Source organism: Bacteroidota bacterium, assembly GCA_018698135.1.
GTDB lineage: Bacteria > Bacteroidota > Bacteroidia > CAILMK01 > JAAYUY01 > JABINZ01.
Genome location: JABINZ010000054.1, coordinates 1 through 23583 on the forward strand (window position 1 = coordinate 1; position 23583 = coordinate 23583).

26 protein-coding genes are annotated in these 23583 nt (G+C 34.9%); 9 read left to right on the top strand and 17 right to left on the bottom strand.

Going from position 1 to position 23583, the window contains the following annotated elements:
* Positions 1-694 (top strand): hypothetical protein (locus tag HOG71_03290; GenBank protein MBT5989855.1); only part of this gene is annotated, 694 nt, incomplete at its 5' end.
* Between the two features lie 417 nt (positions 695-1111).
* Here the strand turns inward: HOG71_03290 and HOG71_03295 are convergent.
* The gene (locus HOG71_03295; GenBank protein ID MBT5989856.1) at positions 1112-2203 is read right to left on the bottom strand and encodes a T9SS type A sorting domain-containing protein; all 1092 of its coding nucleotides are present in this window, start codon (positions 2201-2203) and stop codon (positions 1112-1114) included.
* Positions 2204-2485: 282 nt separating this feature from the next.
* Between HOG71_03295 and HOG71_03300 the strand changes: the two genes are divergently transcribed.
* Positions 2486-2899: a DUF1761 domain-containing protein gene (locus tag HOG71_03300; GenBank protein MBT5989857.1), complete on the top strand. Its 414-nt coding sequence runs from the start codon at positions 2486-2488 to the stop codon at positions 2897-2899.
* Positions 2900-3012: 113 nt separating this feature from the next.
* Here the strand turns inward: HOG71_03300 and HOG71_03305 are convergent, their stop codons facing one another.
* Genes HOG71_03305 through HOG71_03315 form a run of 3 tightly spaced genes read right to left on the bottom strand, consistent with a single transcriptional unit; the run spans position 3013 to position 4388 of the window.
* Positions 3013-3525 carry an ATP-binding protein gene (locus HOG71_03305; protein MBT5989858.1) on the bottom strand — a complete coding sequence of 171 codons (513 nt, stop codon included), beginning with the start codon at positions 3523-3525 and terminating at the stop codon, positions 3013-3015.
* Positions 3522-4133, bottom strand: coding sequence for a nicotinamide mononucleotide transporter (locus tag HOG71_03310; GenBank protein ID MBT5989859.1), 612 nt, complete (start codon positions 4131-4133; stop codon positions 3522-3524). Before HOG71_03310 ends, HOG71_03305 begins: the two co-directional genes overlap by 4 nt.
* Before the next feature lie 3 nt (positions 4134-4136).
* Positions 4137-4388 (bottom strand): hypothetical protein, encoded by a 252-nt coding sequence (locus tag HOG71_03315; protein MBT5989860.1) that lies wholly within the window; start codon positions 4386-4388, stop codon positions 4137-4139.
* Between the two features lie 234 nt (positions 4389-4622).
* On the opposite strand from HOG71_03315, the gene HOG71_03320 reads away from it, so the two are divergent.
* Complete coding sequence (locus HOG71_03320; protein ID MBT5989861.1) at positions 4623-5585, top strand: MBL fold metallo-hydrolase; 963 nt, start codon at positions 4623-4625, stop codon at positions 5583-5585.
* Here the strand turns inward: HOG71_03320 and rnc are convergent.
* From rnc to HOG71_03335, 3 genes are all read right to left on the bottom strand, one after another.
* On the bottom strand, positions 5575-6222 hold the full coding sequence (rnc, locus tag HOG71_03325) for a ribonuclease III (GenBank protein ID MBT5989862.1): 648 nt from the start codon (positions 6220-6222) through the stop codon (positions 5575-5577). The genes HOG71_03320 and rnc overlap by 11 nt on opposite strands.
* Before the next feature lie 80 nt (positions 6223-6302).
* Positions 6303-7556 (bottom strand): beta-ketoacyl-ACP synthase II, encoded by a 1254-nt coding sequence (gene fabF / locus HOG71_03330; GenBank protein ID MBT5989863.1) that lies wholly within the window; start codon positions 7554-7556, stop codon positions 6303-6305.
* Positions 7557-7571: 15 nt separating this feature from the next.
* Complete coding sequence (locus HOG71_03335) at positions 7572-7808, bottom strand: acyl carrier protein (protein MBT5989864.1); 237 nt, start codon at positions 7806-7808, stop codon at positions 7572-7574.
* A gap of 105 nt (positions 7809-7913) precedes the next feature.
* Between HOG71_03335 and HOG71_03340 the strand changes: the two genes are divergently transcribed.
* The gene (locus HOG71_03340; protein MBT5989865.1) at positions 7914-8327 is read left to right on the top strand and encodes an IPExxxVDY family protein; all 414 of its coding nucleotides are present in this window, start codon (positions 7914-7916) and stop codon (positions 8325-8327) included.
* Here HOG71_03340 and HOG71_03345 read toward each other — a convergent pair.
* Positions 8313-8792 (bottom strand): type I restriction enzyme HsdR N-terminal domain-containing protein, encoded by a 480-nt coding sequence (locus HOG71_03345; GenBank protein ID MBT5989866.1) that lies wholly within the window; start codon positions 8790-8792, stop codon positions 8313-8315. The two genes, HOG71_03340 and HOG71_03345, sit on opposite strands and share 15 nt — an antisense overlap.
* A 30-nt stretch (positions 8793-8822) precedes the next feature.
* On the opposite strand from HOG71_03345, the gene holA reads away from it, so the two are divergent.
* Both holA and ung read left to right on the top strand, forming a co-directional pair.
* Entirely contained in the window at positions 8823-9830 is a 1008-nt protein-coding gene (gene holA / locus HOG71_03350) for a DNA polymerase III subunit delta (GenBank protein MBT5989867.1), read from the top strand.
* Between the two features lie 3 nt (positions 9831-9833).
* A complete protein-coding gene (gene ung, locus HOG71_03355) occupies positions 9834-10544 on the top strand; it encodes a uracil-DNA glycosylase (GenBank protein ID MBT5989868.1) in 711 nt (236 codons plus the stop codon).
* A 2-nt stretch (positions 10545-10546) separates the two neighbouring features.
* On the opposite strand, the gene HOG71_03360 is transcribed toward ung, so the two are convergent.
* Both HOG71_03360 and HOG71_03365 read right to left on the bottom strand, forming a co-directional pair.
* Positions 10547-12208, bottom strand: coding sequence for a S8 family serine peptidase (locus HOG71_03360; protein ID MBT5989869.1), 1662 nt, complete (start codon positions 12206-12208; stop codon positions 10547-10549).
* 6 nt (positions 12209-12214) lie between these two features.
* The gene (locus tag HOG71_03365; GenBank protein MBT5989870.1) at positions 12215-12901 is read right to left on the bottom strand and encodes a DUF4412 domain-containing protein; all 687 of its coding nucleotides are present in this window, start codon (positions 12899-12901) and stop codon (positions 12215-12217) included.
* Positions 12902-13066: 165 nt separating this feature from the next.
* Between HOG71_03365 and HOG71_03370 the strand changes: the two genes are divergently transcribed.
* Entirely contained in the window at positions 13067-13612 is a 546-nt protein-coding gene (locus HOG71_03370; GenBank protein MBT5989871.1) for a hypothetical protein, read from the top strand.
* A 3-nt stretch (positions 13613-13615) separates the two neighbouring features.
* Here the strand turns inward: HOG71_03370 and HOG71_03375 are convergent, their stop codons facing one another.
* The 5 genes from HOG71_03375 to HOG71_03395 form a co-directional block, all read right to left on the bottom strand.
* The gene (locus tag HOG71_03375; protein MBT5989872.1) at positions 13616-14005 is read right to left on the bottom strand and encodes a DUF2061 domain-containing protein; all 390 of its coding nucleotides are present in this window, start codon (positions 14003-14005) and stop codon (positions 13616-13618) included.
* 31 nt (positions 14006-14036) lie between these two features.
* Entirely contained in the window at positions 14037-15125 is a 1089-nt protein-coding gene (aroC, locus tag HOG71_03380; protein MBT5989873.1) for a chorismate synthase, read from the bottom strand.
* On the bottom strand, positions 15125-16360 hold the full coding sequence (aroA, locus tag HOG71_03385; GenBank protein ID MBT5989874.1) for a 3-phosphoshikimate 1-carboxyvinyltransferase: 1236 nt from the start codon (positions 16358-16360) through the stop codon (positions 15125-15127). The genes aroC and aroA overlap by 1 nt, the downstream gene beginning before the upstream one ends.
* Positions 16357-17409 carry a 3-dehydroquinate synthase gene (aroB, locus tag HOG71_03390; GenBank protein MBT5989875.1) on the bottom strand — a complete coding sequence of 351 codons (1053 nt, stop codon included), beginning with the start codon at positions 17407-17409 and terminating at the stop codon, positions 16357-16359. The genes aroA and aroB overlap by 4 nt, the downstream gene beginning before the upstream one ends.
* Positions 17410-17496: 87 nt before the next feature.
* Positions 17497-19671: a S46 family peptidase gene (locus HOG71_03395; GenBank protein ID MBT5989876.1), complete on the bottom strand. Its 2175-nt coding sequence runs from the start codon at positions 19669-19671 to the stop codon at positions 17497-17499.
* Between the two features lie 233 nt (positions 19672-19904).
* Here HOG71_03395 and HOG71_03400 point away from each other — a divergent pair, with 233 nt between their 5' ends.
* Both HOG71_03400 and HOG71_03405 read left to right on the top strand, forming a co-directional pair.
* Positions 19905-20177 carry an HU family DNA-binding protein gene (locus HOG71_03400; protein MBT5989877.1) on the top strand — a complete coding sequence of 91 codons (273 nt, stop codon included), beginning with the start codon at positions 19905-19907 and terminating at the stop codon, positions 20175-20177.
* A 90-nt stretch (positions 20178-20267) separates the two neighbouring features.
* Complete coding sequence (locus HOG71_03405; GenBank protein MBT5989878.1) at positions 20268-21311, top strand: potassium channel protein; 1044 nt, start codon at positions 20268-20270, stop codon at positions 21309-21311.
* Between the two features lie 14 nt (positions 21312-21325).
* On the opposite strand, the gene HOG71_03410 is transcribed toward HOG71_03405, so the two are convergent.
* On the bottom strand, positions 21326-21799 hold the full coding sequence (locus tag HOG71_03410; GenBank protein MBT5989879.1) for a helix-turn-helix domain containing protein: 474 nt from the start codon (positions 21797-21799) through the stop codon (positions 21326-21328).
* A gap of 93 nt (positions 21800-21892) precedes the next feature.
* Positions 21893-23581, bottom strand: coding sequence for a glutamate formimidoyltransferase (gene ftcD / locus HOG71_03415; protein MBT5989880.1), 1689 nt, complete (start codon positions 23579-23581; stop codon positions 21893-21895).
* Positions 23582-23583: the final 2 nt, after the last annotated feature.

Below are 23583 nucleotides of genomic sequence, written 5' to 3' on the forward strand. Positions count from 1 at the left end.
AAATTTAAGAGCACCACTCTCAGACCAAATCAGGAAGGCAATTTACCTGATTCTGGACAAAGGCTTCTATCTTGATTATGGCATCAATTTGTGGCAAAGCTGGAAACGCAGTGAAACTTGTGTTTCAGGCATGTTCCTTTCCATTATGGGGCATTTCAACATTGATGATGATAGAGTCGCAAAAATGTCTCAGTTTTTAATAAAAGAACAAATGCCTGATGGAGGCTGGAACTGCAGAGCCCACAAAGGAGCAACTCATTCATCCTTTCATACGACCATGTCGGCCATGGAAGGACTTTGGGAATTTCAGAAGAATCAAAAAGTAAAATCTGAAGCTATTGAAGAAGCCTTAGCGAAAAGTCTGGATTTTTTACTACAACATCAGCTATACAAGTCACATCGAACAGGTCAAATAGTTGATTACAAAATGACTAAAATGATTTTCCCTCCACAATGGCAATTCGATTTTATGCGCTTTTTAGACTATGCACAGGAAAAAAGAATTTCAAAAGATACAAGACTTGAGGAGGCTATTGATTTGATTCGAACAAAGAAAAGTTCCGAAGGCTTCTGGAATCAGGAAAAGCTACATAGTGGAAAAATGCATTTTACGATGGAAACTCTTGGCAAAGCCAGCCGATGGAATACAATGAGGGCTATTAGGGTTTTGAATTGGTGGGAAGGAATAATCTAATTTGTCGTCATCGCGAAGAAGGGACGACTGAAGCGATCTCCCAAGAGAGAAGGTTTCAATTCAGGCGATTGCTTCGTTCTGCTCGCAATGACGAAACCATGAGGCATTGAATTTAACTAAACCACTACGGATTTAAAATTCATATGTTTGGATTATGAATGAAATTCATTTGCAAACACCAAAAAACAATCAACAAATTTCAAAAAATAACCAATGTTAAAAATTTCAATAACCAAACAGTATTGAATATCTAGTACGATTTTGAAGTTTGGTTATTATATTTTGTGATTTATTTGTCCGCAGGACTCCTGCGGAGTGATTTGATCATTGGAATTTATGATTTCTATTCTAGATATTTATAGAAACTAATTAGCTACAATGAATTGCAGGGTTTTAACCATTAACTAGAGAATAAAATTATGGCCTCACAACAATCAACTTAACAGCCTCCTCATTCACCAAAACAAAATACACTCCTGATTTCAGTTTTGTTAAATCAATTCGCAAGCTCCCATTCTTGGCTATTAGATGACTGACTTCCAACTGCTTAACCAGTTCACCTTGGATGTTATAAATTCGAATTGGCTGATTGAATTGAATAGCTTTTGAGAAATAGATAGCCGTAAATTCATTTGCTGGATTTGGAAATAAGCTAATTGGTTTAATAATTTTAAATTCAAAAACGTCCGTATTAATACTTGGCGTGCCCGCCTCATACCAAGCTGAGTAAATCAATTCAGCTAATGCATGAGAAGCTTTGGCAAACAAATCAATTGTAAACAGTTTTGTTTCATCCCATAAAGTAGAATAATACATTGTGGAAGAAGTATTCCCAGCTGCTAATGATGCGGCATCATCTGCAATTAATATAGAGTCAACATATTTATAATTTTGATACAAATAATCAAAAACATATTGTCTGGTGTCAGAAACAAACTGTATTGGCTGCCCGGCATAATCAATTTCGTTCTTATAATCCCCTATCATGCTCGACTCATAACGTGAATGTATGCCATAATTCCCAGTGAATTGGCCATTGTAGTTGGCAGTAATATGCATGGGCATATGTCCATCAGCTACATAATGTCCCAAATCGGATGCAAACAAAATAGCCTTATCCCAATCACTTCGCTCAAAACAGGCTTTCAATGAATCATACGTTTTTAATGTTGCCCATGGTAAAATTCCCTGATCATATACAAACGCTTCCCCATGAATAGTAATGACTAAATCCAAGCTCTGAGGAATTCGACCACTACTCACAAATTCTGGGTAATTATCAATATCAATATAATGCCTTGGCGATTCGTCAGGATCCTGATATTTTCGGCTGTCAGCATCCGAAGCATGATTCGCTAATTCAGTGCCCCAGCTCAAAAACTGCTTCATTTCTGAATTAAAAGACTTCGTTGAATTGTTAGAGATAATGGTATGCCCTGTCCTTCCCCATGATGACAAAATGAGGGCTACAAAAACAAATAGGATGATACGTAAGTGGTGTTTTATCATGTCTGTAAATTGGAAATCAAAACTACGGAATAAAGATGAATCCTTTCTAGGTTTTGAGTTATGAGTTGTAGGGTGCATATTTACAATAATTCAAAATTCGTTAATCAAATGTTCTATTGTTCGAAATTAAGTTTCACCTTCAGCAAGCGTTATCTTTACTCAAAAGTTTCTGTGCTGCCACATTGGGATGATAGGATATGAAAATTGAATCATATACAATTATTTGAATATTCTTTTTGATTTGATTAAATTCGAATATAAATTAAACCAAAAAATAACAATATGGATTTTTCAAGTATTAACTATTTAGCTGTTCTGGTTTCTGGAATTGCCATGTTTGCATTAGGTTCTCTATGGTATACCCTTTTATTTGGCAAAGTCTGGCAAAAAGAATCAGGTATGACTGATGAAAAAGCAAAAGGTGCTAACATGGCTGTTACGATGGGTTCCAGTTTTTTATTGATGGTAGTGATGGCTTTTGGCTTAGCAATTTTAATTCAGGGACACGAAGGTGATGGTGTTGAATGGCTTTCTGGATTATATCATGGCCTTGTAGTTGGTCTTCTATTTATTGGAGCATCAATTGGAATAAACTATTTATATCAACTGAAATCATTCAAACTTTGGCTAATTGATGCTATGTATCAAATAATTTGTTTAGGTATAGCAGGAGTTATTTTAGGTGGATGGCATTAGGTCTTTTTTCAGTGGTAGGCAGACTTTAAGTCGCACTACCACTGAATGCAACTAGCAGGTTCAGTTTTGCTATCACATCTTGTTTCTCTGTGAGGACACTGATATTTGATTTATTATCTCAGTAATTTACTAATTTCATTTGTTGATGTTTGAAATCGCATTTCCTCATCTCCTGAAACAATGATATACTTGAATCCTCTGTTTTTCAGTTTTTGTTGATACAAATCAAAAAAATACTGTCGCAATTCAGGATGTTCTCTCTGTGGATCATATTCCCAGGGAATATCTATATCGCATAATAAATAGAGATCATATTTCTGCCTATCAATTTCATAATCAAGCCAATACGGAGTTTTGTTAAACTTATGCTCCAACCATATTTTTATAACAAGCAGTTCGGTATCAGCAAAAAGGATAGTTTTAGCAGAAGGTAGAAGTTCTTTTTCTTTTTGAATTTGAGACACAGCAATTTTCTCTACATCTTCATATGTGTAATCTCGATCCAGATTGTCAATGTATTCACGTGAATATTCTGGCACCCAAAGAGTATTATAGTGTTCTGCCAATACTTTTGCAAGGCTAGATTTTCCTGTTGATTCAGGTCCTGTAATGGCAACTCTTATCATGCAATCTCCAATTTTCGATACTCTTTCATCCACTGGATCAATCCGAAAACAGCTAAAATGGTGAAAACAAAATACAGGAAAACAAAGCCATATAGTTCTTTATAAAAATAAATCCCTGTATTGAGGAGATCAATTAATATCCAGATAGCCCAATTTTCAATCATCTTTTTGGCCATCATAAATGTAGCAATGATTCCCCAAACTGTGGTTGTTGCATCCCAATAAGGAAGTGCTGCATCCGTATATCGATTGAATAAATAACCGAAAATATAAATACTCGAAAAGCCTACCAAGATTAGAACTAGAGCATTTCGACTACTGATTCTATTTACTTTAAGCTTCGTTTTATTCTTTCCACCATAGCGCCAATTGTACCATCCATATATAGCCATGGCAAAATAAAAGACTTGTAACAATCCATCTTGGTAAAGCTTAGTATCATAAAATAAGTAGGCTGACAAAACAACGCTTATAATGGAAACCGGCCAGCACCAAATAATTTGTTTAGCTGTTAACCATACACCAATAATACCTGTAACAACAGCAATAAACTCAAGATAATTATTAATTACCCAGTCGAAAAACAGTTTAATAAAATCAATCATCATTGATTAATCCAATTTCTGAAGATCAGCATTAATCACTTTCAGTATAAAAACAGAATGTGGCAATTCAAATGCTTTTTCAATTTCATTGGTAATAGCTTCCATCACATCTCTATACTGCCCAAATACCTGGGTACTCATTCCATTCGTATTTACAACTAGCTTTTCGTAGGTATTTAACCTATCAATAAATGCACGAATAGGTTTTACAAATTCTTCCTTAAGGGGATAATAACTAATATCTACTGAAGTTCTCATATTCGACTCTATTTGCTTTAATATTTCAAAATTGCTACATTGATTGGACTTAACCAAATAAATGCAGGGCAGACAAAAATAGGTATTAATTCATTTTTACTTCATCATATTATTTGTCTTAAACAAGGATGCAGGCTAATCACTTATTTTATTTATTTAATATTATTATCTTTGACTAGCAAAAAATAATTTGGTTATTAATAATTTGGTAAAAGCTATCTTTCAATCCTGCATATGAAAATACAATTATACGGCACCAGAGGCTCTGTTCCTGTATTTAATCCAAAATCTGTTAAATACGGTGGCAATACTACTTGTTTACGGATTATTGCTGATCAAATTCCAAATAATCACGCATTGGTTATTGACGCTGGAAGTGGATTTATTCCTATGGGAAACGATTTGTTAAATGAAACCGAAGGCAAGTTAACGCAAACCACCATATTATTTACACATTGGCATAACGATCATACACTGGGTTTATTTTTAAGCCCCATTACCTACTTTAAAAGCATTAAGATGAAGTTAATGGGCCCCAGTGAGAACAACATTGGTCCAAAGGAGATGATGGAAGACATGATGCGTCCGCCTTATTTTCCGATCGATGTCAGAGAGGTCAGAAGTAAATTCGAATACATCAATATTGATACCCCTCAGGCTCAAGTTATTTTAATTCATCCCAAAGCAATACAATTAATTGATTTAGATGTATATGAAACAATCGAGATCAATGACGACACTATTGAAATTGAAAACGAATTATATCCGCTGAATGAGTTTTTGGTAGTTAAAATGCACAGAGCTAAGCATCCTGATAAAACCATTTCTTTCCGTTTTGAAGATAAAAAAACAGGAAAAGTATTTGTTTTCCTTACTGATAATGAAAACGAGGATGGATTTTCAGGGCACTTAAAAAAACATGTACAAGGGGCCGATTTACTGATCATGGATGCGCAATACAGTAGAGAGAAATACATTAAACATACAGTAGGCTATGGCCATGGAACACCTGATTATGCTGTTAGGCTGGCTGAAAAATGTGCTGTTAAGCGTCTGGGATTAACCCATCACGACCCAACGTCTGAAGATACAGATGTTGATCAAATTATGATGGAAGGAATAAAGGCTAAATCTGCTGATTCTGATTTACAAATTTTTGCTTGTGCAGATTACATGACTGTTGAAATTAAGAACTAAGTAGTTTTAACTTGTTACATGCTTCTTTGGAAGCCAATTGTTCTGCTATTTTCTTTTTGGTTCCCAAACCTGATCCCAAGATTTGATCTCCTATAAAAACAGTAGATTTATAGATTGGTGTATTTTTCTTTCCTGATTCCTCAAAAGTATATTTTATATTAACATCTTCCTTTTGAGAATATTCATATAACATTCCCTTATAATTGGTATCGTTGGATATTAATTCATCTAAATCAACCCATTTTTTCAGAATATGATTATTGACATATTTTTTGGTAAAAGCAAAACCTTTATCGAGATAAATTGCTCCAACCAATGCTTCGAGCGCATTACCGAACATATCTCTGCTTTCGCCTTCCTTTATTTTGATACTTGATTTATTAAATTTCAGAAGAGAATCCAGACTTAATTCCAAAGCGAGATGATTTAAGTTATCGCGTTTTACAATATCAGATTTTAATCGGGTTAAATCACCTTCGTTGTATTCAGGAAGTTTTTGAATAAGATAGTCAGCTACCAGAAAGTTTATGACAGCATCTCCCAGAAATTCAAGTTTTTCATTGTCTTCCTGGTTTCCATTCGCAACAGATCGATGTGTAAATGCATCCTTATAGACTTGAGGATTTTCAGGACGCACTTTTAGCGTATTCCAAATTAATTTAGAATATTCTTCGTCAAATGACTTACGTGAAAAAAGATTATTAAGGGAGAACCTGATTATGATATATACTTTTTAAATATCAGGGAAACATTATGCCCACCAAATCCAAAAGTATTGCTCAAAGCGTAATCGATATTTCTTTCTTGCGCTTTGTTCAATGTCAAATTGAGTTTAGGATCAATGTTAGGATCAGCTTCTTTGTGATTTATTGTTGGAGGCACAACACTATGCTGAATAGCTAAAAGTGCCATAACAGCTTCCATTGCACCGGCTGCACCAAGTAAATGACCATGCATCGATTTTGTTGAACTAATATTCAACTTATAAGCATGTTCCCCAAAAAGTCTTTGAACTGCTTTTGTTTCGCTAATATCACCTAATGGAGTTGCTGTTCCATGGACATTGATATAATCAATCATCTCAGGCTCTATTCCTGCGTCAGCAATAGCTTTTTTCATCACCATATAGGCTCCATTCCCATCAGGATGTGGGGCCGTTAAATGATGCGCATCAGCAGAATATCCAGCACCGATAATTTCTCCATAAATGGTAGCACCTCTTGCTATAGCATGCTCATATTCTTCCAGAACCAAACCTGCACCACCTTCACCCATAACAAAACCATCTCTGGTAACATCAAAAGGACGTGAAGCAGTTTTTGGATCGTCATTACGTTCCGACATTGCCTTCATCGCATTGAAACCACCAACAGATGCTTCTACAATACAAGCTTCTGAGCCACCTGTGATTACTATATCTTCACGACCACTTCTGATATGCTCGAAAGCAGCACCAATAGCATTGGAAGAAGAAGCACAAGCAGAAACAGTAGCAAAATTGACTCCTCTAAACCCAAAACGCATAGAAATTAATCCAGCAGCAATATCTGCTATCATTTTAGGAATAAAAAACGGGTTAAAACGTGGAGTTCCATCACCACCAGCAAAAGAAAGAATTTCTTCCTGAAAGGTTTTAATACCTCCTATGCCAGATGCCCAAATAACACCACAACGATCCAAATCAAGTTTCTCCAAATCAAGACCACTGAGTGCAATGGCCTTATTAGCAGCTACAAGAGCATATTGTGTAAACAAGTCCATTCTTCGGGCTTCTTTACGATCAATATAGTCCTCTGGTTTAAAATCCTTTACCTCGCAGGCAAATTTTGTCTTAAACTTTTCAGGGTCAAATTTGGTAATCGGTCCAGCTGCGCTAACACCTTTTACTGCATTTCCCCATACTTCGTCAATGGTATGGCCCAGTGGAGTTACCAGGCCAATACCAGTTACAACAACTCTTTTATGATCCATAATCAGAAAAGGAGTTTATTTTAAATCAGCTTCTAAATACGAAATGGCCTGTCCAACAGTCCCGATCTTCTCAGCTTGCTCATCTGGAATAGATACATTGAACTCTTTTTCAAATTCCATTATTAATTCAACTGTATCCAATGAATCTGCACCCAGATCATTTGTGAAACTAGCTTCAGGAGTTACTTCACTTTCATCAACACCTAACTTCTCAACGATTATCGCTTTAACTTTAGCTTCAATTTCAGACATATTAAAAGATTTAATTGGTTGCTAAAAAATCCTTAATTTTCATCCTTTCTGGATGTAAGGAATTCGCCACAAAAGTAATAATACAATTTAAAACCTGACACTATTTTGAAAAAATCATCAATAGCTACTAATTCTGAGAACCTTCTTTTGTATGGCATTGTCAGTTTTGAGAAGGATTATCGATTGGTGTATTTTATTAACAAAATCGCTGGAATTGAGCTAACTAAAAGTAATGATCTGCTAAATTTTTCTTTTCAGCAGAGCATAATTGAGGTACCCTTTTATGAGTATATTGATTTCGATTTTGAATATTTTCTCATTGCCAACAAACAAAATGGAGTGAATATACTTGACAAGCTTAAAAACATCAACTACTGGCTTGTTTTAAAGAAAAAGGCCTTCGAATTTGATTTAACTGAGTTTGAAAGAAAAATTAATTCATTAGCTGTTGTACTTGGATGTTTTCATATTTCTGACGAAAAAGAGAGAGAAAAATTGGCAAAACTACTTTTCTGCTGATTTATTCATTTCTTGAAAATCAGGCAATTCTTGAAGGCTTAAATTCTTTACTCCTTCAGCATGTTTCCAATAAAAATGCTTCAAACCATTTGTTATTCCAATAAATGGGGCTCTTAATTTGACATTATAGGTGGCTACCTGAAATATGACTTGCTCATTCAATTCAATAGTACTTGCTTTGCATTCAATTAACAGCAGAGCTTGCCCTTTTTGACCATAAACAACAATATCACTTCTTTTTGCTAAACGATTGTAATTCAATCCCCTTTCAAGACTGATTAGTTTCTGTGGTACTGATTTTTCAGTGATCAAATAATTCACAAAATGTTGCCGAACCCATTCTTCAGGGGTAAGAAAAATATATTTCTTTCTAACCAGATCGAAAATATATAGTTTTCCTTCTCTTTTTTGAATTAAATAATCATATTTGGGCAGAGTTAAATCAAGCATTAATCCTAACTTCATTGGCTTAAAAATGCCATTTATTTTGCAGTAATGATAAAGAATTTTGAACAAATACAAAGAGATCTAGCGGCAAAACAGTATCATTCCGTTTATTTTCTTACCGGAGAGGAATCCTTTTTCACCGATACAATTAGCGACTATATTGCTGAAAATGTATTAGATGAGTCCGAAAAATCTTTCAATCTTTCTATTTTCTACGGAAAAGAAAGTAGTCCGGGAAATATCATTGAAAGTGCATTGCGTTTTCCAATGATGTCGGATTACAATGTAATTATTCTAAAGGAGGCTCAGGATTTCAAAAAATTTGATGAGTTTACAAAATACTTCCAAAATCCGAACGATAAAAGCATAGTCGTTTTTTGCTGTAAAAGAATGAAGCTCGATAAGCGAACTGCAGTTTATAAAGCACTTAAGGAAAGTAGTTCATGTTGCTTCATGGAAGCAAGCAGGGTATACGAAAACAAAATCGCCCCATGGATTGACAACTATTTGGCACCCAAAAAGCTTAAAATTACCAACAAAGCTTCTGCCTTACTGATCGAATATCTAGGTAGTGATCTAAGTAAAATTGCCAATGAACTGGAAAAACTTATTAAAATTAAAAATGAAACAGGAGTTATTGATTTAGACGACATTGAATATCATATCGGTATCAGTAAGGATTATAATATTTTTGAACTTCAGAATGCATTGGGAAGCAAGAATTCAAATAAAGTGGCAAAAATATGTCGCTATTATCAGGCTAATATTAAAAGCAATCCTATTTACATGACAACTGGTGCATTATTCAATTTCTTTAGCCGGAGTTTTGTATTGGAAAACAATGGAAAATCACAAAAAGAAACCGCCAATGAGTTGGGAATAAGTGATTGGCAAATGAAATCTTATTACCCTGTTTTGAAGAATTATAAGGGTACAATTGGAAAAGTACTGGCAATTATTCAGGAATATGATTTGAAATCAAAAGGGATAAACGATCGTGGAACCGATCAGGGAGAACTCACAAAAGAAATGCTTTTTAAAATATTAATGGCCTAGCTAATGTCTGATCTATTCTCATACAACAATCAAAAAAACTTCAAACTTGTTTTGGATCCGGAATGGTATAACTTGTTAAGGTATGAGATTGAATCTGAATATTTTAATCAAATTCTTGATTTCCTAATTGAGGAGGAAGAATCAGGAAGAACAGTCTATCCACCTTCTGCTGAAATTTTCAATGCATTGAATTTAACGCCACTCAAAAAAATAAAAGTTGTCATTATAGGACAGGATCCTTATCATGGAGCAGGCCAAGCTCATGGTTTGTGTTTTTCAGTTAAAAAAGGAATTCCGGCACCACCTAGCTTGGTCAACATTTTTAAGGAAATAAAAAGTAATACAGGCTTGAATATTCCACCGCATGGAGATTTATCGAATTGGGCAAACCAAGGTATTCTACTTTTGAATTCCATACTAACGGTTAGGGCAAGTCAGGCAGCTTCACATCAAAAAATAGGTTGGCAATTATTTACAGATTCAATTATTAAAACTATTTCAGCTAAACTGGAAGGTGTTGTTTTTTTACTGTGGGGAAAATTTGCTGAAGGAAAATCCGAAATTATCGATTCCAGCAAGCATTATATTTTAAAAGCAGCACACCCATCCCCTTTTTCTGCCCACAATGGATTTTTTGGATGTAAACATTTTGCAAAATCAAATGAGATTTTAAAAAGTATTGGTCGAGAACCAGTTGACTGGCGGCTAGGCTAAAATCACATTCTGACAATTTTTTTCTGAAGGATTTCATCACCATTTGCCACGGAAAGCACATACAGACCAGGAAGCATTTTTTGGCTTAAATGAATGTAAAACTTCTCCAGACTTTGCGCTTGAACCATTAGATTTTCTTGATAATAATTTTGGCCTGTCACACTATTAATGCTAATCACCAGCTCATTTGCTTCTTTAGAATATAAACTCAAAACAAGTCCGTTTTGAAACGGATTGGGATAAAGTTCCAGCAATTCGATAGAAGCCGACAATTCATCCTCAGTCATTTTCAAATAGGTAAATGCAAGATCAAAATCCGGGATTCCATAACCATAATAAACATCAGGCTTGGGATAAAGATGAGCACTTTTTTCGATAGCCCTTATTATTTCCATATTGGTTTTGTCAGGAAAAGCTTGAACCAAACAAGCTACCATACCTGCAATAATCGGTGATGACAAGGAAGTTCCATTAATCAAACCAACTATTCCATCTTTATTTGTTGCAACAACTGCATTCATCCCTTGTGCTACAACGTTGGGTTTTACATCTCCATCGGAAGAAGGTCCTATAGAACTGAATGGAGCATATTGCCCAGTTTCATCTACAGCTCCTATCGTTAGTATACTGTCGGCATCACCAGGGGCAGTTATATGCAACCAGGGATCATTGCCTTCATTTCCAGCACTATTGACAACTATTAATCCTTTACTGGCAGCAACATCAGCTCCTATGCTTACTCGAATCGTATTGCCATCATAATCGGCATAGCTGTGATTCATATTGGAATCATTAAAAACGGAATAACCCAAGGATGAGTTAATCACATCAGCACCCGCACTGTCGGCAAATTCAGCAGCAGCAATCCAGGCATCCTCTTCAATAATATATTCACTATCTGCATTTTCAGACCTTAATAAAATAAAGCTGGCTTCGGGAGCAGTACCGATTAACTTTCCCCAAATCTTGCCGGCTATGGTTGACAATACATACATTCCATGAGAGTGGTGAGAAAAAACCTGATCATCGCCATCAACAAAATCATGTGTTGCTAGAATTCGGTTATTTGCAAATAGATAACTAAATGCATCCAAAGAATCAATTCGATTAAAACCTGCATCAATAATTGCGATGACAACTCCATCTCCATTATATCCTTTTTCATGCAATAAATGACCATTCAGCATTTTTATTTGATTATAGGATTGCCCATAAACCGGATCAGTTTCCCATGCATTCAATGCAGAAGTTGAAATTGTTGATTCCAGATTAACATCCAGTGAACGATATATTCTTTCAGTTTTTTTAACAAAAGGAAACTTGAGAATGGTTTTAATAACTAATTCCGTATCGACACTTACCGTAGCTGTATTTAGCCATTTTGATGTAAAATGAACTATAGCTCCTGCTGATTTTAAACTATCCAAGTAGCTTGGATTTACTGGAATATCCTGTTCATTTATGTCAATTTGCATCCGAATTCTTCTATTCAATGCTCTTTGCGAAAGATAATCCAAGGGCTCGGCCAAACTGTATGGGGAATTATTTTTATCAGTAAACTTAATCAGAAATGTTTTGTGTGAATTAATTTGCCCACTGACTATGTATGGGGAAATGCTATTGAAAATAACAATAACAAAAAAAGCAAGTACAAATCTTTGCATATATTTTTATTTGGGGAAATTGAGCATATCGTTTAGAGCTTTAACATCATAATCATCAGGAATAACAAAATCTTTTGCATCAAGTTTTGCTTTTTCAATTTTAACAGCAGTTAAAAGCAAGCTGAATGAAATACCACCTTCACTTATTTTACTTTGAATTTTTAGAGGAAAAGCATCCAAACCCATGAAATTGAATTTACCTGGAACACCCGATTCGTTTAGGCCATTTAGTCGATTGCTTATTTCTTTTGTTGCCCACACATATTGAATATACTCATTACCGCCCTTGTTAAAAAGCATTTCATATTTTTTACATTCAAAGCCAAGAATGGTCTCTGTTTCATTAAGTTCCGTAATTATTGCTCCTTGCTGATCTGCATCAATTTCCTCAGGATTATCTGTTCCTGATAATTCGTAAACTGATTTTTCAGCATCATTTATTATATAGGATTTCTCACTTTCAATTAATATTTTTCCCATGATTGATTCCAATAACCCACCATTTATCCGCAGAAGTGTTTTGCCTTCTTTAAAACTAAACACATACGAATCAGGCATATAAGCTTCCATTAAACCCATAAAATCACCTTCTAAATCTAGCTCATATGTAAGGCTTCCTTCAAAATCCTTTTGAGAACAAGTTTGTCCCATCGCAAGAAAAGCAAGCATGATTAAAACAAATACGTTTTTCATATTATTATGATTAATTCATTTACAAAAGTAAGTATTTAGGTCTGTGATTATCTGCTATTTGGTCAATAAATATGCCATTCAAAGCAATTATTTGGATATAATAATTTACGTAAGAAATTTTAGCATGCAATTTGTATATTTGAGGACTAACTAAATCAAAAAATCATGAGAAATTTTTTAGTGTTAAGCTCTCTCATTCTTTTCACTTTTTCCATTCAGGCACAAAGTATTAAAGATAAGCGTGATGGGAAAATATATGCTACAGTTAAAATTGGAAGTCAAGTATGGATGGCTGAAAATCTTAATTATAAAACAAGTGGCAGTTATTGTTTTGATGATGAAGCTATTAATTGTGATTCTTTTGGACGTTTGTATACCTGGAAAACAGCTTTAAATGCATGTCCTGCTGGTTGGAAAATTCCTTCAAAAGATGATTTTCTAGAACTCCTAAGCCACAATGGAGGCAAGGATGTAGCTGGTGCTAAATTAGTTGAAGGTGGAAAAAGTGGTTTCAACGCTAAATTCGCAGGCGATTATACGGGTGACGATGAGTTTTATTTCGGACAAGGAGAAAACACCAGTTTTTGGAGTACTACTCAAGCCAATGTTGAAGATGCATTTACAATGGCCATTCATAAAAATGGATACAATATAGCTGTATATGGAAACTTATTCCAAAATGGGTATAGTGTCAGATGTATTCAGAAATAGAAACTAATTTCTTGTAATAAGATTACGAATTCTGTCTCGTCTTATTTTATTAATTTTCCTTCTTCGGTTGTGTTTACGAATCCAACCTACATTAACTGATTGCCAGATTCTTTCATGGAAATAGTAGAGCACAAGTTTTATGACCAATTCAAAAACCGCAACTATTCCGGCAAAAGACACAGCATCTTCAAATGCATTTTGGCGTGCTTGTTTTCTAGCCAATTCCAAAAGATCATGTTCTATCCCTTCGAGTAGATCTGCTTTTGTTCTTGCCATGAAAACATAATAGGTTATAAAGAAAGTAGTTAGCGTAGCAACAACACGCCAGGTTACTGCTTTTACAATACTTCTCCAGTGAGATTCCTGATATGTTCGGATTTTATTATTGCTCATAAATAGCCTACAAAAGTACTCAAATTAATAGTTATGAAAGCTTAGTTATTTTACTCCTAAACAAATGATCAACCAGAACAAGGGAGGTCATTGCTTCGACTACAGCCACAGCTCTGGGAACAATACAGGGATCATGTCTTCCTGTTAGATTTTCCAAAATAACTTCTTCATTGTTTTTACTAATGAATGAACTATTTGATTTAATTGTAGAGGTTGGCTTAAAGGCTACATTAAAATAGATTTCTGCACCGCTACTAATTCCTCCAAGTATACCGCCTGCATGATTGTCTGCTATTTCAATTTCTTTATTTTTGTTCAATCGAAAGTTATCATTATGATCAGAACCTCTCATAGCAGCAGCTTGGAAGCCTGAACCAATTTCAAATCCTTTACTAGCATTAATGCTAAGCATAGCTTTTGCGAGATCAGCTTCTAATCTATCAAATACAGGCTCACCCAATCCAACAGGACATTTTTTCACAACACAGGAAACAACCCCACCAATACTATCACCTTCAGACTTACATTTCTTAATCAATGAGCTCATTTGCTCTGCAATCTCTAAATCAGGGCACTTTACTTCATTCCTATTTCTGATTGAAAAGTCAAGTTTTTCAATATTCTCTTGCAAAGAAATATGGCCAATCTGTTTAGTGAATGCAATTACTTCAATTCCTTCTTTTTCAAGAATTTGTTTTGCTACTGCTCCAGCAGCAACTCTAGCTGCAGTTTCTCTAGCCGAAGATCGTCCTCCTCCTCTGTGATCCCTCCATCCATACTTTAGCTCATAGGTGTAATCTGCATGAGAAGGCCTGTAAACATCCTTTAGCATATTATAATCTTCGGATCTCGAATCTTGGTTTTTAATAAAAATAGTTAAGGGAGCTCCTGTAGTTTTCCCTTCAAATAGACCTGATAATATGTCAAATGTATCCTGCTCCTTTCGGGCAGTGGTAATGGCAGATTGTCCGGGTTTTCTTTTATTAAGCTCCTCTTGTATTTGATCCAGATTTAAATTCATATTTGCAGGACAACCATCAATAACAACGCCTATGCCTTTGCCATGTGATTCACCAAATGTGGTGATTTTGAATAGTGTCCCAAATGAATTTCCGCCCATTATTGCTCAGCTAAGTATCCAAATTTTAATCCAATGCTTTCTAAATCACTCCAAAATCCGGGGTAAGATTTTTCTACTACATCAGGATCTTCAATTACAAGATTTGAGTTTGTAGAAGCAGCAATGGCAAAACTCATGGCAATCCGATGATCTCCATAGGTATTGAATGTTTTATAATCATATTCTGCTTCAAAGAAATCAGTACCAATCATTTCATTTTCAGTAGTCTTAAGCTTCAAACCCAATTTTTCTAATTCAACAGATAATGCTTCTACCCGATCACTCTCCTTCAGTCGCAAAGCATTAATGCCTCTAAAATGAAATGGAATTTTATGGATAGTACACAGCACAGCAAAGGTTGGAATCAAATCAGGATTTTGAACAAAATTATACTCAAAATTCTTCAGTTTAAATGGTTTCTTTGTTAGCAGTATCCTATCTTTTTTAAACCTTGTTTTTACACCAAATTTCTGCATTAGGGTACTCACCACACTATCTCCCTGAAGACTTTTTTTCTCCAAACCCATGATTTCAACCTTTGACGTTTTTGATAAACTTACCATGGCAAAAATATAGGATGCAGCAGACCAATCTGTTTCGACATGAAATCGCTTGGATTTATATTTTTGATGATCAACCGTAATCATATTTCTCTTTACATTGGCTTTCACACCAAAATATTTCATGATACGCAGTGTCATCGATACATATGGAAAAGAAACTGCCGAACCCTGTAAGCTTATTTCAAGCCCATTTTTTAGCATTGGAGCAATCAGTAGCAAAGCCGAAATAAATTGGCTACTGACCTCTGCATTGATAACACACTCTCCACCTTGAATGTCTTGCCCAACAATTTTCAGCGGTGGATAACCTTCATTACCCATATAGGTGATATCAGCACCTAAGCTTAGCAACACATCTACCAGATTCCTAATGGGTCTACTTTTCATTCGCTCACTACCTATCAATTCCCATTCTCCTTCTTTGATAGCAAAATAAGCAGTTAAAAACCGCATGACCGTACCGGTATTACCTGTATTTAAAATTTTTTCCGGAAATTCCAGCAATTGTTGCATAAGCAAGGTATCGCCAGCTTCTGATAAATTATCAATATGAATGTAGCGTCCGCTCAATTCCCTGATAAGCAATACCCGATTACTAACACTCTTTGAGCTTGGCAAGGACAAAACTCCTTCCAGATGCCCCGTATTACTTTGTAAACAAATTTTTCTCATAATTTCATGTATTCCTCTAAGGCTTTAATAATCCCTTTCTTTGATACAATATTATCTATTTGAGCCTCTCCTATCGATTTCAAAAGTGTGAAATTTACAACTGCATTTTGATTTTTCTTATCAAATGACATAATCTCGTAAAGTTTGTCAAAATACTCAGGTAATAAACTAAGCTTCTGAAAATGCCTAAAAACAACTATTTCAATCTCTTGCGTATCTGAATCTGATAATAAACCACACTGATTTGCAATAATACTTTCTATAACTAATCCATGTGCCACTGCTTGGCCATGAGACAACTCACTTTCTGATTTGCCTATAAAAAAGCTTTCTAAAGCATGACCAACTGTGTGACCAAAATTCAATACTTTGCGGTAATTTTTTTCATAATAATCAAGCTCAACAACAGATTGCTTAATTTCCAGGCATCGATTTATTAATTCAGTTTGAGTAAACAAATCCGATTGGATATCAATAGTTTTCAACTCATTCCATAATTTCCTATCCAGTATCAAACCATATTTCAACATTTCTCCAAAACCTGAAAGCAAATGGTTTTGTGCTAAGCTTGCTAAAAATCGATGACAAATTACGACCAAATCAGGATCCGAAAATAATCCTATTTGGTTTTTCAGCGATTTAAAATTAATACCCGTTTTGCCACCAACCGAAGCATCAATCATTCCTATTAAGCTAGTCGGAATATTAACAAATGGAATCCCTCTTTTATAAACTGAAGCAGCAAAACCGCCAATATCAGTAAGCAATCCTCCTCCTAAATTAATGATTAGTGCATCTCTATTTGCATTATTGTGCAATAATTCAGACCAGATGTGCTCACAATTTACCAGATTTTTAGACTCTTCGCCTGTTGGGATTTCAATTATTTGAGCATCGCTTAATATTTTGACATCTGATACTAATACAGGCAAACAATGTTTTCTTGTATTTTCATCAATTAACAGAAATATATGCTTGTACTCATTTTGGATTAACCATTTTGAGAAAAATTGCAGGGATGTGTCAAAAATGATGTTTCCTTTATTCAAAATTAAGTTTTAGCATGAACGATGCACTACAAGTTGCTTTTTCTCTTTGGAGACAGATTAAAACAAAGGTAAAATTAACAAAAGATCTTAAATTGACCCAACACCTAGCTCTTTCAAAAGATGGTTTGCTTTGCCTACTTCTTTGGTAACGAATAGAATATACCTGATGTCGACACCAATGGATCTGCTATAGGAATCATTCCAGGCAAAATCATTAACTGTTGCTTCATAAGCACGATCGAAATTTAATCCAACAATTTCTCCATAAGCATTCAAAACGGGGCTTCCTGAATTACCTCCTGTTGTATCCGCATTATATAGCATATTAACAATCACTTTATTTATTTTTTCCTGATTGTTTTCTACATACAGATTGTCGATTTCAGCTATTAATTTGTCATTAGCAATGTATTCACCACCCATCGAGATTTTTTGTTTGATTCCGGCTAATGATGTAAAAGGAGATTGATAAATCCCATCTCTTGGATAATATCCTTTAATATAGCCATAGGTTAATCGGAAAGTAGAGTTAGCATCGGGAAGAAAAGCTTCACCATTTGCTTCCATTTTAAGTTCTAAATAACGGGGTAACAATGCATCTACTGAACTGTTCCATATATTCATATTTTGAGCTACTAGCTTTAAACCTTCATTTAAATGAAGATACAATTGAACAAATGGATCCTTGCTTTTTACTATTTTACTCGATTTTGCCAACATCTTGTCGATATAGGCTTCAGAATATATAAAATCCTGATACGATTTTCTTAAATAGGCAATTACATCCTGTGCATATTGTTCTTTGTCAAATATCTTATAAAATTCCTCAATCGGAAATTTGAATTCATTATTCATCAGCAGCAATTTGGTCAGATTTAAGCTGTCCATTATAGGATCGTAGGACGCAAGTGACTGCATAATATCTTCCTTGACTTTTAATTTGTATTCCTCAAAAGCAGCTGATTTCTTATCAAATGTCATGGCTCTTTCAGCATAGGAAACCAAAGTTCTGGCAATACGCATATTCATCGATGCACTTAGCATTTGCCCATAAAACATATATTCTTCGGTATGCTCAAATATTTTTTGATACAATTCATCAATTTGCGATAAGAGACTTTGATATTCAGCTGCCTTTTGTCCATCATCTTTTAATAAAGCCAGTATCATTCGTTCTTCGGCTCTTTTTTTATCCAGCAAATGAATTCTTTTCATCGTACTTAATTTCCCTCGATAATTTTTCGAAGTATTTGCTAATCCTTTAATAAATGGATCATACTTCACTTTCATGCTTGGATTCGCATGAGTCAGCTGCTCCATTTGATCAATCCTATACTCAAAAAACTCGGCAATAAATGGCATATGATAATCATGCATATACTCCAGAAAATCAGCCGGACGATTTCTGAAAGTCCTTCCAGGATACCCTAAAATGAAAATAAAATCATTTTCCTGAACACCATCTGCACTAACTGTCAAGTGAATGGATGGTTTGAATGGTACATTTTCAGCATTGTATTCTGCTGGTTGACCATCAGGCGACACATAGGCTCTTGCAAAAGCAAAATCCCCACTGTGCCTAGGCCACATCCAATTGTCTGTTTCTCCTCCAAATTCACCTATTTCTCTTTGAGGAGCATACACTATCCGAATATCTTTCAAAAATTGATATCGAATAATCATGTAGGATTTCCCTGTTATCATTTCTGAAAGCTGCACAGATAAATCAGTATGCAGACTTTGATCCGCATCTAAAACCTTTTTCATATTAGCAGAAATAGCACTTCTTCTTTGAACAGGATCCATTTCACTCGAAATACCCTCCAATACTTGCTCGCTAACATCTTCATAGCTCATCATTATTTTAACAGTCATTCCCTTCATTTGCAATTCCTGTTGTTTGTCCATTGCCAAAAAACCTTTTTCCATTAAATTATTATCCGCTGTAGATAAAGATTTTAATGAACTGAACACACAATGATGATTTGTCAGTATCAATCCATCTTCAGACACAAAAGAGCCTGTACAACCTCCTAAATTAACAACAGCTTGCAATAAGCTAATGCTATCAGGATTGTAGATTTTATCGATATCAATTTTTAATCCAGCAGCCTTTAAATTCAACTTGTTAAGCTGATTAATAGGATACATCCCGCCATCAGCATATAATTTGCCAGCTAAAAAGATGAAAATCAAGCTAGTTAATAGATATATTTTGATTCCCTTTTGGGTGAAGGTGTTTTTTCGTTTATTATTCATCATAACAGTTTGCTTTAATTTGCAAATTTTTGATTTTATTTTCATTGCGCAACAAAAAATAAGATTTAATTGTTATTAATTAAATCTTATTCCATCGAAGATGCAGGCCTAATTAAGGTTACAGACTTCTATTAGTTAAAATTTCTGAAAAAAAAACAAACTGCGAGTTCATATTTTCTTTATATTTGAGGAGTATTAAGGAATTCAGGTTTTTTTTTAACACAAAAATTTTTATTATGAACAAAGGAGATTTAATTAACAAAATTGCAGCTGACGCTGAAATTACAAAAACACAAGCACAAAATGCTTTAAACTCTTTTATAGGAGCTACAGCAGATGCTTTAAAAAAAGGGGATAAAATTACTTTAGTAGGATTTGGAACCTTTGCTACATCGGAAAGAGCAGCAAGGAAAGGAAGAAATCCTCAAACCGGAGCAGAAATTAAAATACCAAAGAAAACAGTTGTTAAATTCAGACCAGGCAAAGACCTTTCAACTAAAATCATGTAACTTAACGACACAACAAAATGAACCCTGCTCCAATAGCGGGGTTTTTTTTGCCCATTTGTCAAATCATTACATTCGTATATTTCAAATTAAATGTTGTACGGTAATACACAAACATCATTAAGAAGCAGAAGCCTCTCTTTTTACAGAATCCATCTGGCTATATTGGTCATTTTATTAGCTATTTTTCTTGGTGTATTTGGTTATATGCTTATCGAAGACCTGACTTTTCTTGATGCATTTTATATGGCAATTATAACACTTTCTACTGTTGGTTTTGGGGAAGTAAAAGAACTTAGCAGTGAGGGTAAGGTCTTCACGATTATTCTCATCATCATTTACATATCTGTATTTACGTATGCAGTAACAACAATCACATCTTATGTAATTGATGGGGAATATAAAAAAAGGCTTAAAATGTTTAGAATGGAAAAACAAATACTAAAACTAAGTAATCATGTAATTGTTGTTGGTTACGGACGAAATGGAAGAAAATGCATTGAAGAGTTATCGCGAGGCAATGTACCCTTCATCATCATTGAAAATAATCCTGAAATTATCGAATTAATTCAGGAATATGGTTTCCCTTATGTACAAGGCAATGCATCTGAAGACGAAATACTTTTAAGATCTAATATCGTTAATGCAAAGGCCATAATCAGTACACTACCCATTGATGCAGATAATGTTTTTGTTGTATTGTCGGCCAGAAAACTAAATAATAAGCTAACTATTATCAGCAGGGCTGCTATGGCTAGTTCAGAAGAAAAACTTCAAACAGCTGGTGCAGATCATGTGGTTATGCCAGAAACGATTGGAGGGCATTATATGGCCAATTTAGTAAACAGACCAGACCTCATTGAATTTTATCATGTATTAACTGATGATATTGACTCCGGAGTATGCACAGAAGAATTGGAATGCAGCAATATTAAAAAAGAATATGTTGGTAAATCGATTGCAGAAATTAACTTTCGCAAATTGTCGGGTGTAAATGTAATTGCATTAAGAGATCCGCACGATGGAGCATTTCAAATCAATCCCGCACCAGAAACAATCATTAATGAAAATTCAATAATAATTGTTTTGGGAACCAAAGAGCAAGTTCTTAAAATGAAAAAAACTTTCAGTGAATAAATAGCTTGAATACCTTAATCGTCAATACGCACAAAACCCAGAGCCTTTCGATTATGCAACTTCAGTTTTTTCTTCAACATGATATAAATGTTGGCCTTACGATAATCTACTCCAAATTCTTTTTTAATTAAATCAGTGATAATTTGTCCATTCCAGATTTTAGAATCGAAACCAAAATCTTCAGGCGTTTGGGTTAGTAAAATAGTTTTAAGTTGCTTGTAATCACTCTCTGTTAATTTGGCCCTTCTTCCTCTACCTTCTCGATCACGTAATCCCTCTATTCCTTCCTCATTGAATCTTCTGGCCCAGAAAAAATATCTGGCAGCTGATTTATAATAAAAAATCTTTTGAAGTTCGGTCACCGAAAAACCTTTCGCTACAAGGATACAGGTCATTAATCGCATAGCAACTCGGAACTCCTCCTTGCTATGAAGTAATTTCTCCATTTCCTCAATTGTGTAGCGTGTAATAAATTTTTTTCTTCTCATGACACTACATTTCAATAATTGTACATACAAATATAATAAATAATATAATTAAATAAAATAGAAAAATGCATTAATTTATTAATTCTCTGAGGATTAATGCAAAATATTATGTTCAACTATTGATAATATTTCTTTTTCAAGCAACTCTGATTTTTCAATAATTTCGGATCCTTTTTCTAGTATTTCCTTAACATAATCCTTGTCATCTAAATCAGCAGAGTTTATTTTAACATTCAAATAAGCTCCTTTCACTGCCATACAGGCACACAATGCTCCCACTCCAGCATCTGATGCTGAATTAGGATTTCCAGATTTAGCCATTGCCAATATCACTTGCATGGACGAAAATGCAGTTTCCATTACTGTAAAAGGTACTTCAATAGCATATTTGGTTGCTATCTGAATAGCTTGTTTTCGAATGGCTTTTTCAGCATCATTCCCATTTGGCAATTTAAAAGCATCCATAATTTTATTAAAGGCTTGTGTATCCTCATCTACGAATGCAACCAACTTTTTCATGAATTCCTGACCTTTATCTGCCCAAATTGAAAACTCTTCCCAGCGATCGTCCCAGCCTCGTTTGTGAGCAGACAAATTAGACACCATGGTTCCAAGAGCAACTCCCATTGCGCCAACATAAGCTGAAACAGATCCTCCTCCAGGAGCAGGTGATTCACTGGCTGTTTCTTCAGCAAATTCTTTCAAATTCATATCTACCAGTTTTTTGGTAGTGCGGTCTTCAATTAAATATTCAATTATTTTTTCTTCAGCCTTGAATTCATACAAATCATCCAAACCCATCGATTTCACTGCGATTTTAATCAATTCACTATCTGAAACGCCTGTTGAGCGCTCTTGTTTTTTTAGATAATGTTTTCCTGCTGAAAGCAAAGTATGCAAGGGTACTAGGCCAACTAATTCAGCACCCGTTACACGCATTCCTCTTAATTGAGCCTTGTCGGAAACTTCATCAAAAGCGATGTGGATAGGTGTTTCATTAATATTTGTAATATTCATGGAAACCTGGGCAACTCCATATTCATCTATAAACCAACCAATTGCTTTGGTTCCTTTTAATGTTCCGGCTTCCCAGACAACATTCCCCTGATCGTCTATGATTTTTTTACCATTTGGAGTCCCATCATCAGTTTTTGCCCGTCCTTTTTCTCTTACATCAAAAGCAATTGCATTTGCTCTTCGGGTTGAAGTCGTATTCAAATTGTAGTTAATTGCTATTAAAAAATCGCGTGCACCAACTGCAGTTACACCTGTTTTTGGATTAAACTCTGCAGGACCAAAGTCAGGCTTCCATTCAGCTTTGCTCAGCTTATCAGCCAAACCTTCATACTCACCAGCTCTGCAATTTGCCAGATTTCTTCTATCAGGTTTTTGAGCTGCATTCTCATAACAATAAATACCGTACTTCAATTCTTCTCCAATGCGTTTGGCCAGTTTATGAGCATATTGCACCGTTTCTTCCATACTAATATTTGAAACAGGAACCAATGGGCAAACATCTGTTGCACCAAATCGAGGATGAGCTCCCTTATGCTTACTCATATCTATTAACTCAGATGCTTTTTTAACTGCATTAAATGCAGCTTCTAAAACGGCCTCAGGTTCACCAACAAATGTTACAACTGTGCGATTAGTAGCATGGCCAGGATCAACATCCAGCAAATTAACACCATCGATTTTTTCAATTTCATCTGTAATTTGCTTGATGATGCTGAGGTCTCTTCCCTCACTAAAATTTGGTACGCATTCAATCAGTTTCTTCATTA

Coding starts and splice junctions, on each gene's coding strand:
- HOG71_03295 (MBT5989856.1), bottom strand. CDS start 2,203: ATGATAAAACACCACTTACGTATCATCCTATTTGTTTTTGTAGCCCTC.
- HOG71_03300 (MBT5989857.1), top strand. CDS start 2,486: ATGGATTTTTCAAGTATTAACTATTTAGCTGTTCTGGTTTCTGGAATT.
- HOG71_03305 (MBT5989858.1), bottom strand. CDS start 3,525: ATGATAAGAGTTGCCATTACAGGACCTGAATCAACAGGAAAATCTAGC.
- HOG71_03310 (MBT5989859.1), bottom strand. CDS start 4,133: ATGATGATTGATTTTATTAAACTGTTTTTCGACTGGGTAATTAATAAT.
- HOG71_03315 (MBT5989860.1), bottom strand. CDS start 4,388: ATGAGAACTTCAGTAGATATTAGTTATTATCCCCTTAAGGAAGAATTT.
- HOG71_03320 (MBT5989861.1), top strand. CDS start 4,623: ATGAAAATACAATTATACGGCACCAGAGGCTCTGTTCCTGTATTTAAT.
- fabF (MBT5989863.1), bottom strand. CDS start 7,556: ATGGATCATAAAAGAGTTGTTGTAACTGGTATTGGCCTGGTAACTCCA.
- HOG71_03335 (MBT5989864.1), bottom strand. CDS start 7,808: ATGTCTGAAATTGAAGCTAAAGTTAAAGCGATAATCGTTGAGAAGTTA.
- HOG71_03345 (MBT5989866.1), bottom strand. CDS start 8,792: ATGAAGTTAGGATTAATGCTTGATTTAACTCTGCCCAAATATGATTAT.
- holA (MBT5989867.1), top strand. CDS start 8,823: ATGATAAAGAATTTTGAACAAATACAAAGAGATCTAGCGGCAAAACAG.
- ung (MBT5989868.1), top strand. CDS start 9,834: ATGTCTGATCTATTCTCATACAACAATCAAAAAAACTTCAAACTTGTT.
- HOG71_03360 (MBT5989869.1), bottom strand. CDS start 12,208: ATGCAAAGATTTGTACTTGCTTTTTTTGTTATTGTTATTTTCAATAGC.
- HOG71_03365 (MBT5989870.1), bottom strand. CDS start 12,901: ATGAAAAACGTATTTGTTTTAATCATGCTTGCTTTTCTTGCGATGGGA.
- HOG71_03370 (MBT5989871.1), top strand. CDS start 13,067: ATGAGAAATTTTTTAGTGTTAAGCTCTCTCATTCTTTTCACTTTTTCC.
- HOG71_03375 (MBT5989872.1), bottom strand. CDS start 14,005: ATGAGCAATAATAAAATCCGAACATATCAGGAATCTCACTGGAGAAGT.
- aroC (MBT5989873.1), bottom strand. CDS start 15,125: ATGGGCGGAAATTCATTTGGGACACTATTCAAAATCACCACATTTGGT.
- aroA (MBT5989874.1), bottom strand. CDS start 16,360: ATGAGAAAAATTTGTTTACAAAGTAATACGGGGCATCTGGAAGGAGTT.
- HOG71_03395 (MBT5989876.1), bottom strand. CDS start 19,671: ATGATGAATAATAAACGAAAAAACACCTTCACCCAAAAGGGAATCAAA.
- HOG71_03400 (MBT5989877.1), top strand. CDS start 19,905: ATGAACAAAGGAGATTTAATTAACAAAATTGCAGCTGACGCTGAAATT.
- HOG71_03405 (MBT5989878.1), top strand. CDS start 20,268: ATGTTGTACGGTAATACACAAACATCATTAAGAAGCAGAAGCCTCTCT.
- HOG71_03410 (MBT5989879.1), bottom strand. CDS start 21,799: ATGAGAAGAAAAAAATTTATTACACGCTACACAATTGAGGAAATGGAG.
- ftcD (MBT5989880.1), bottom strand. CDS start 23,581: ATGAAGAAACTGATTGAATGCGTACCAAATTTTAGTGAGGGAAGAGAC.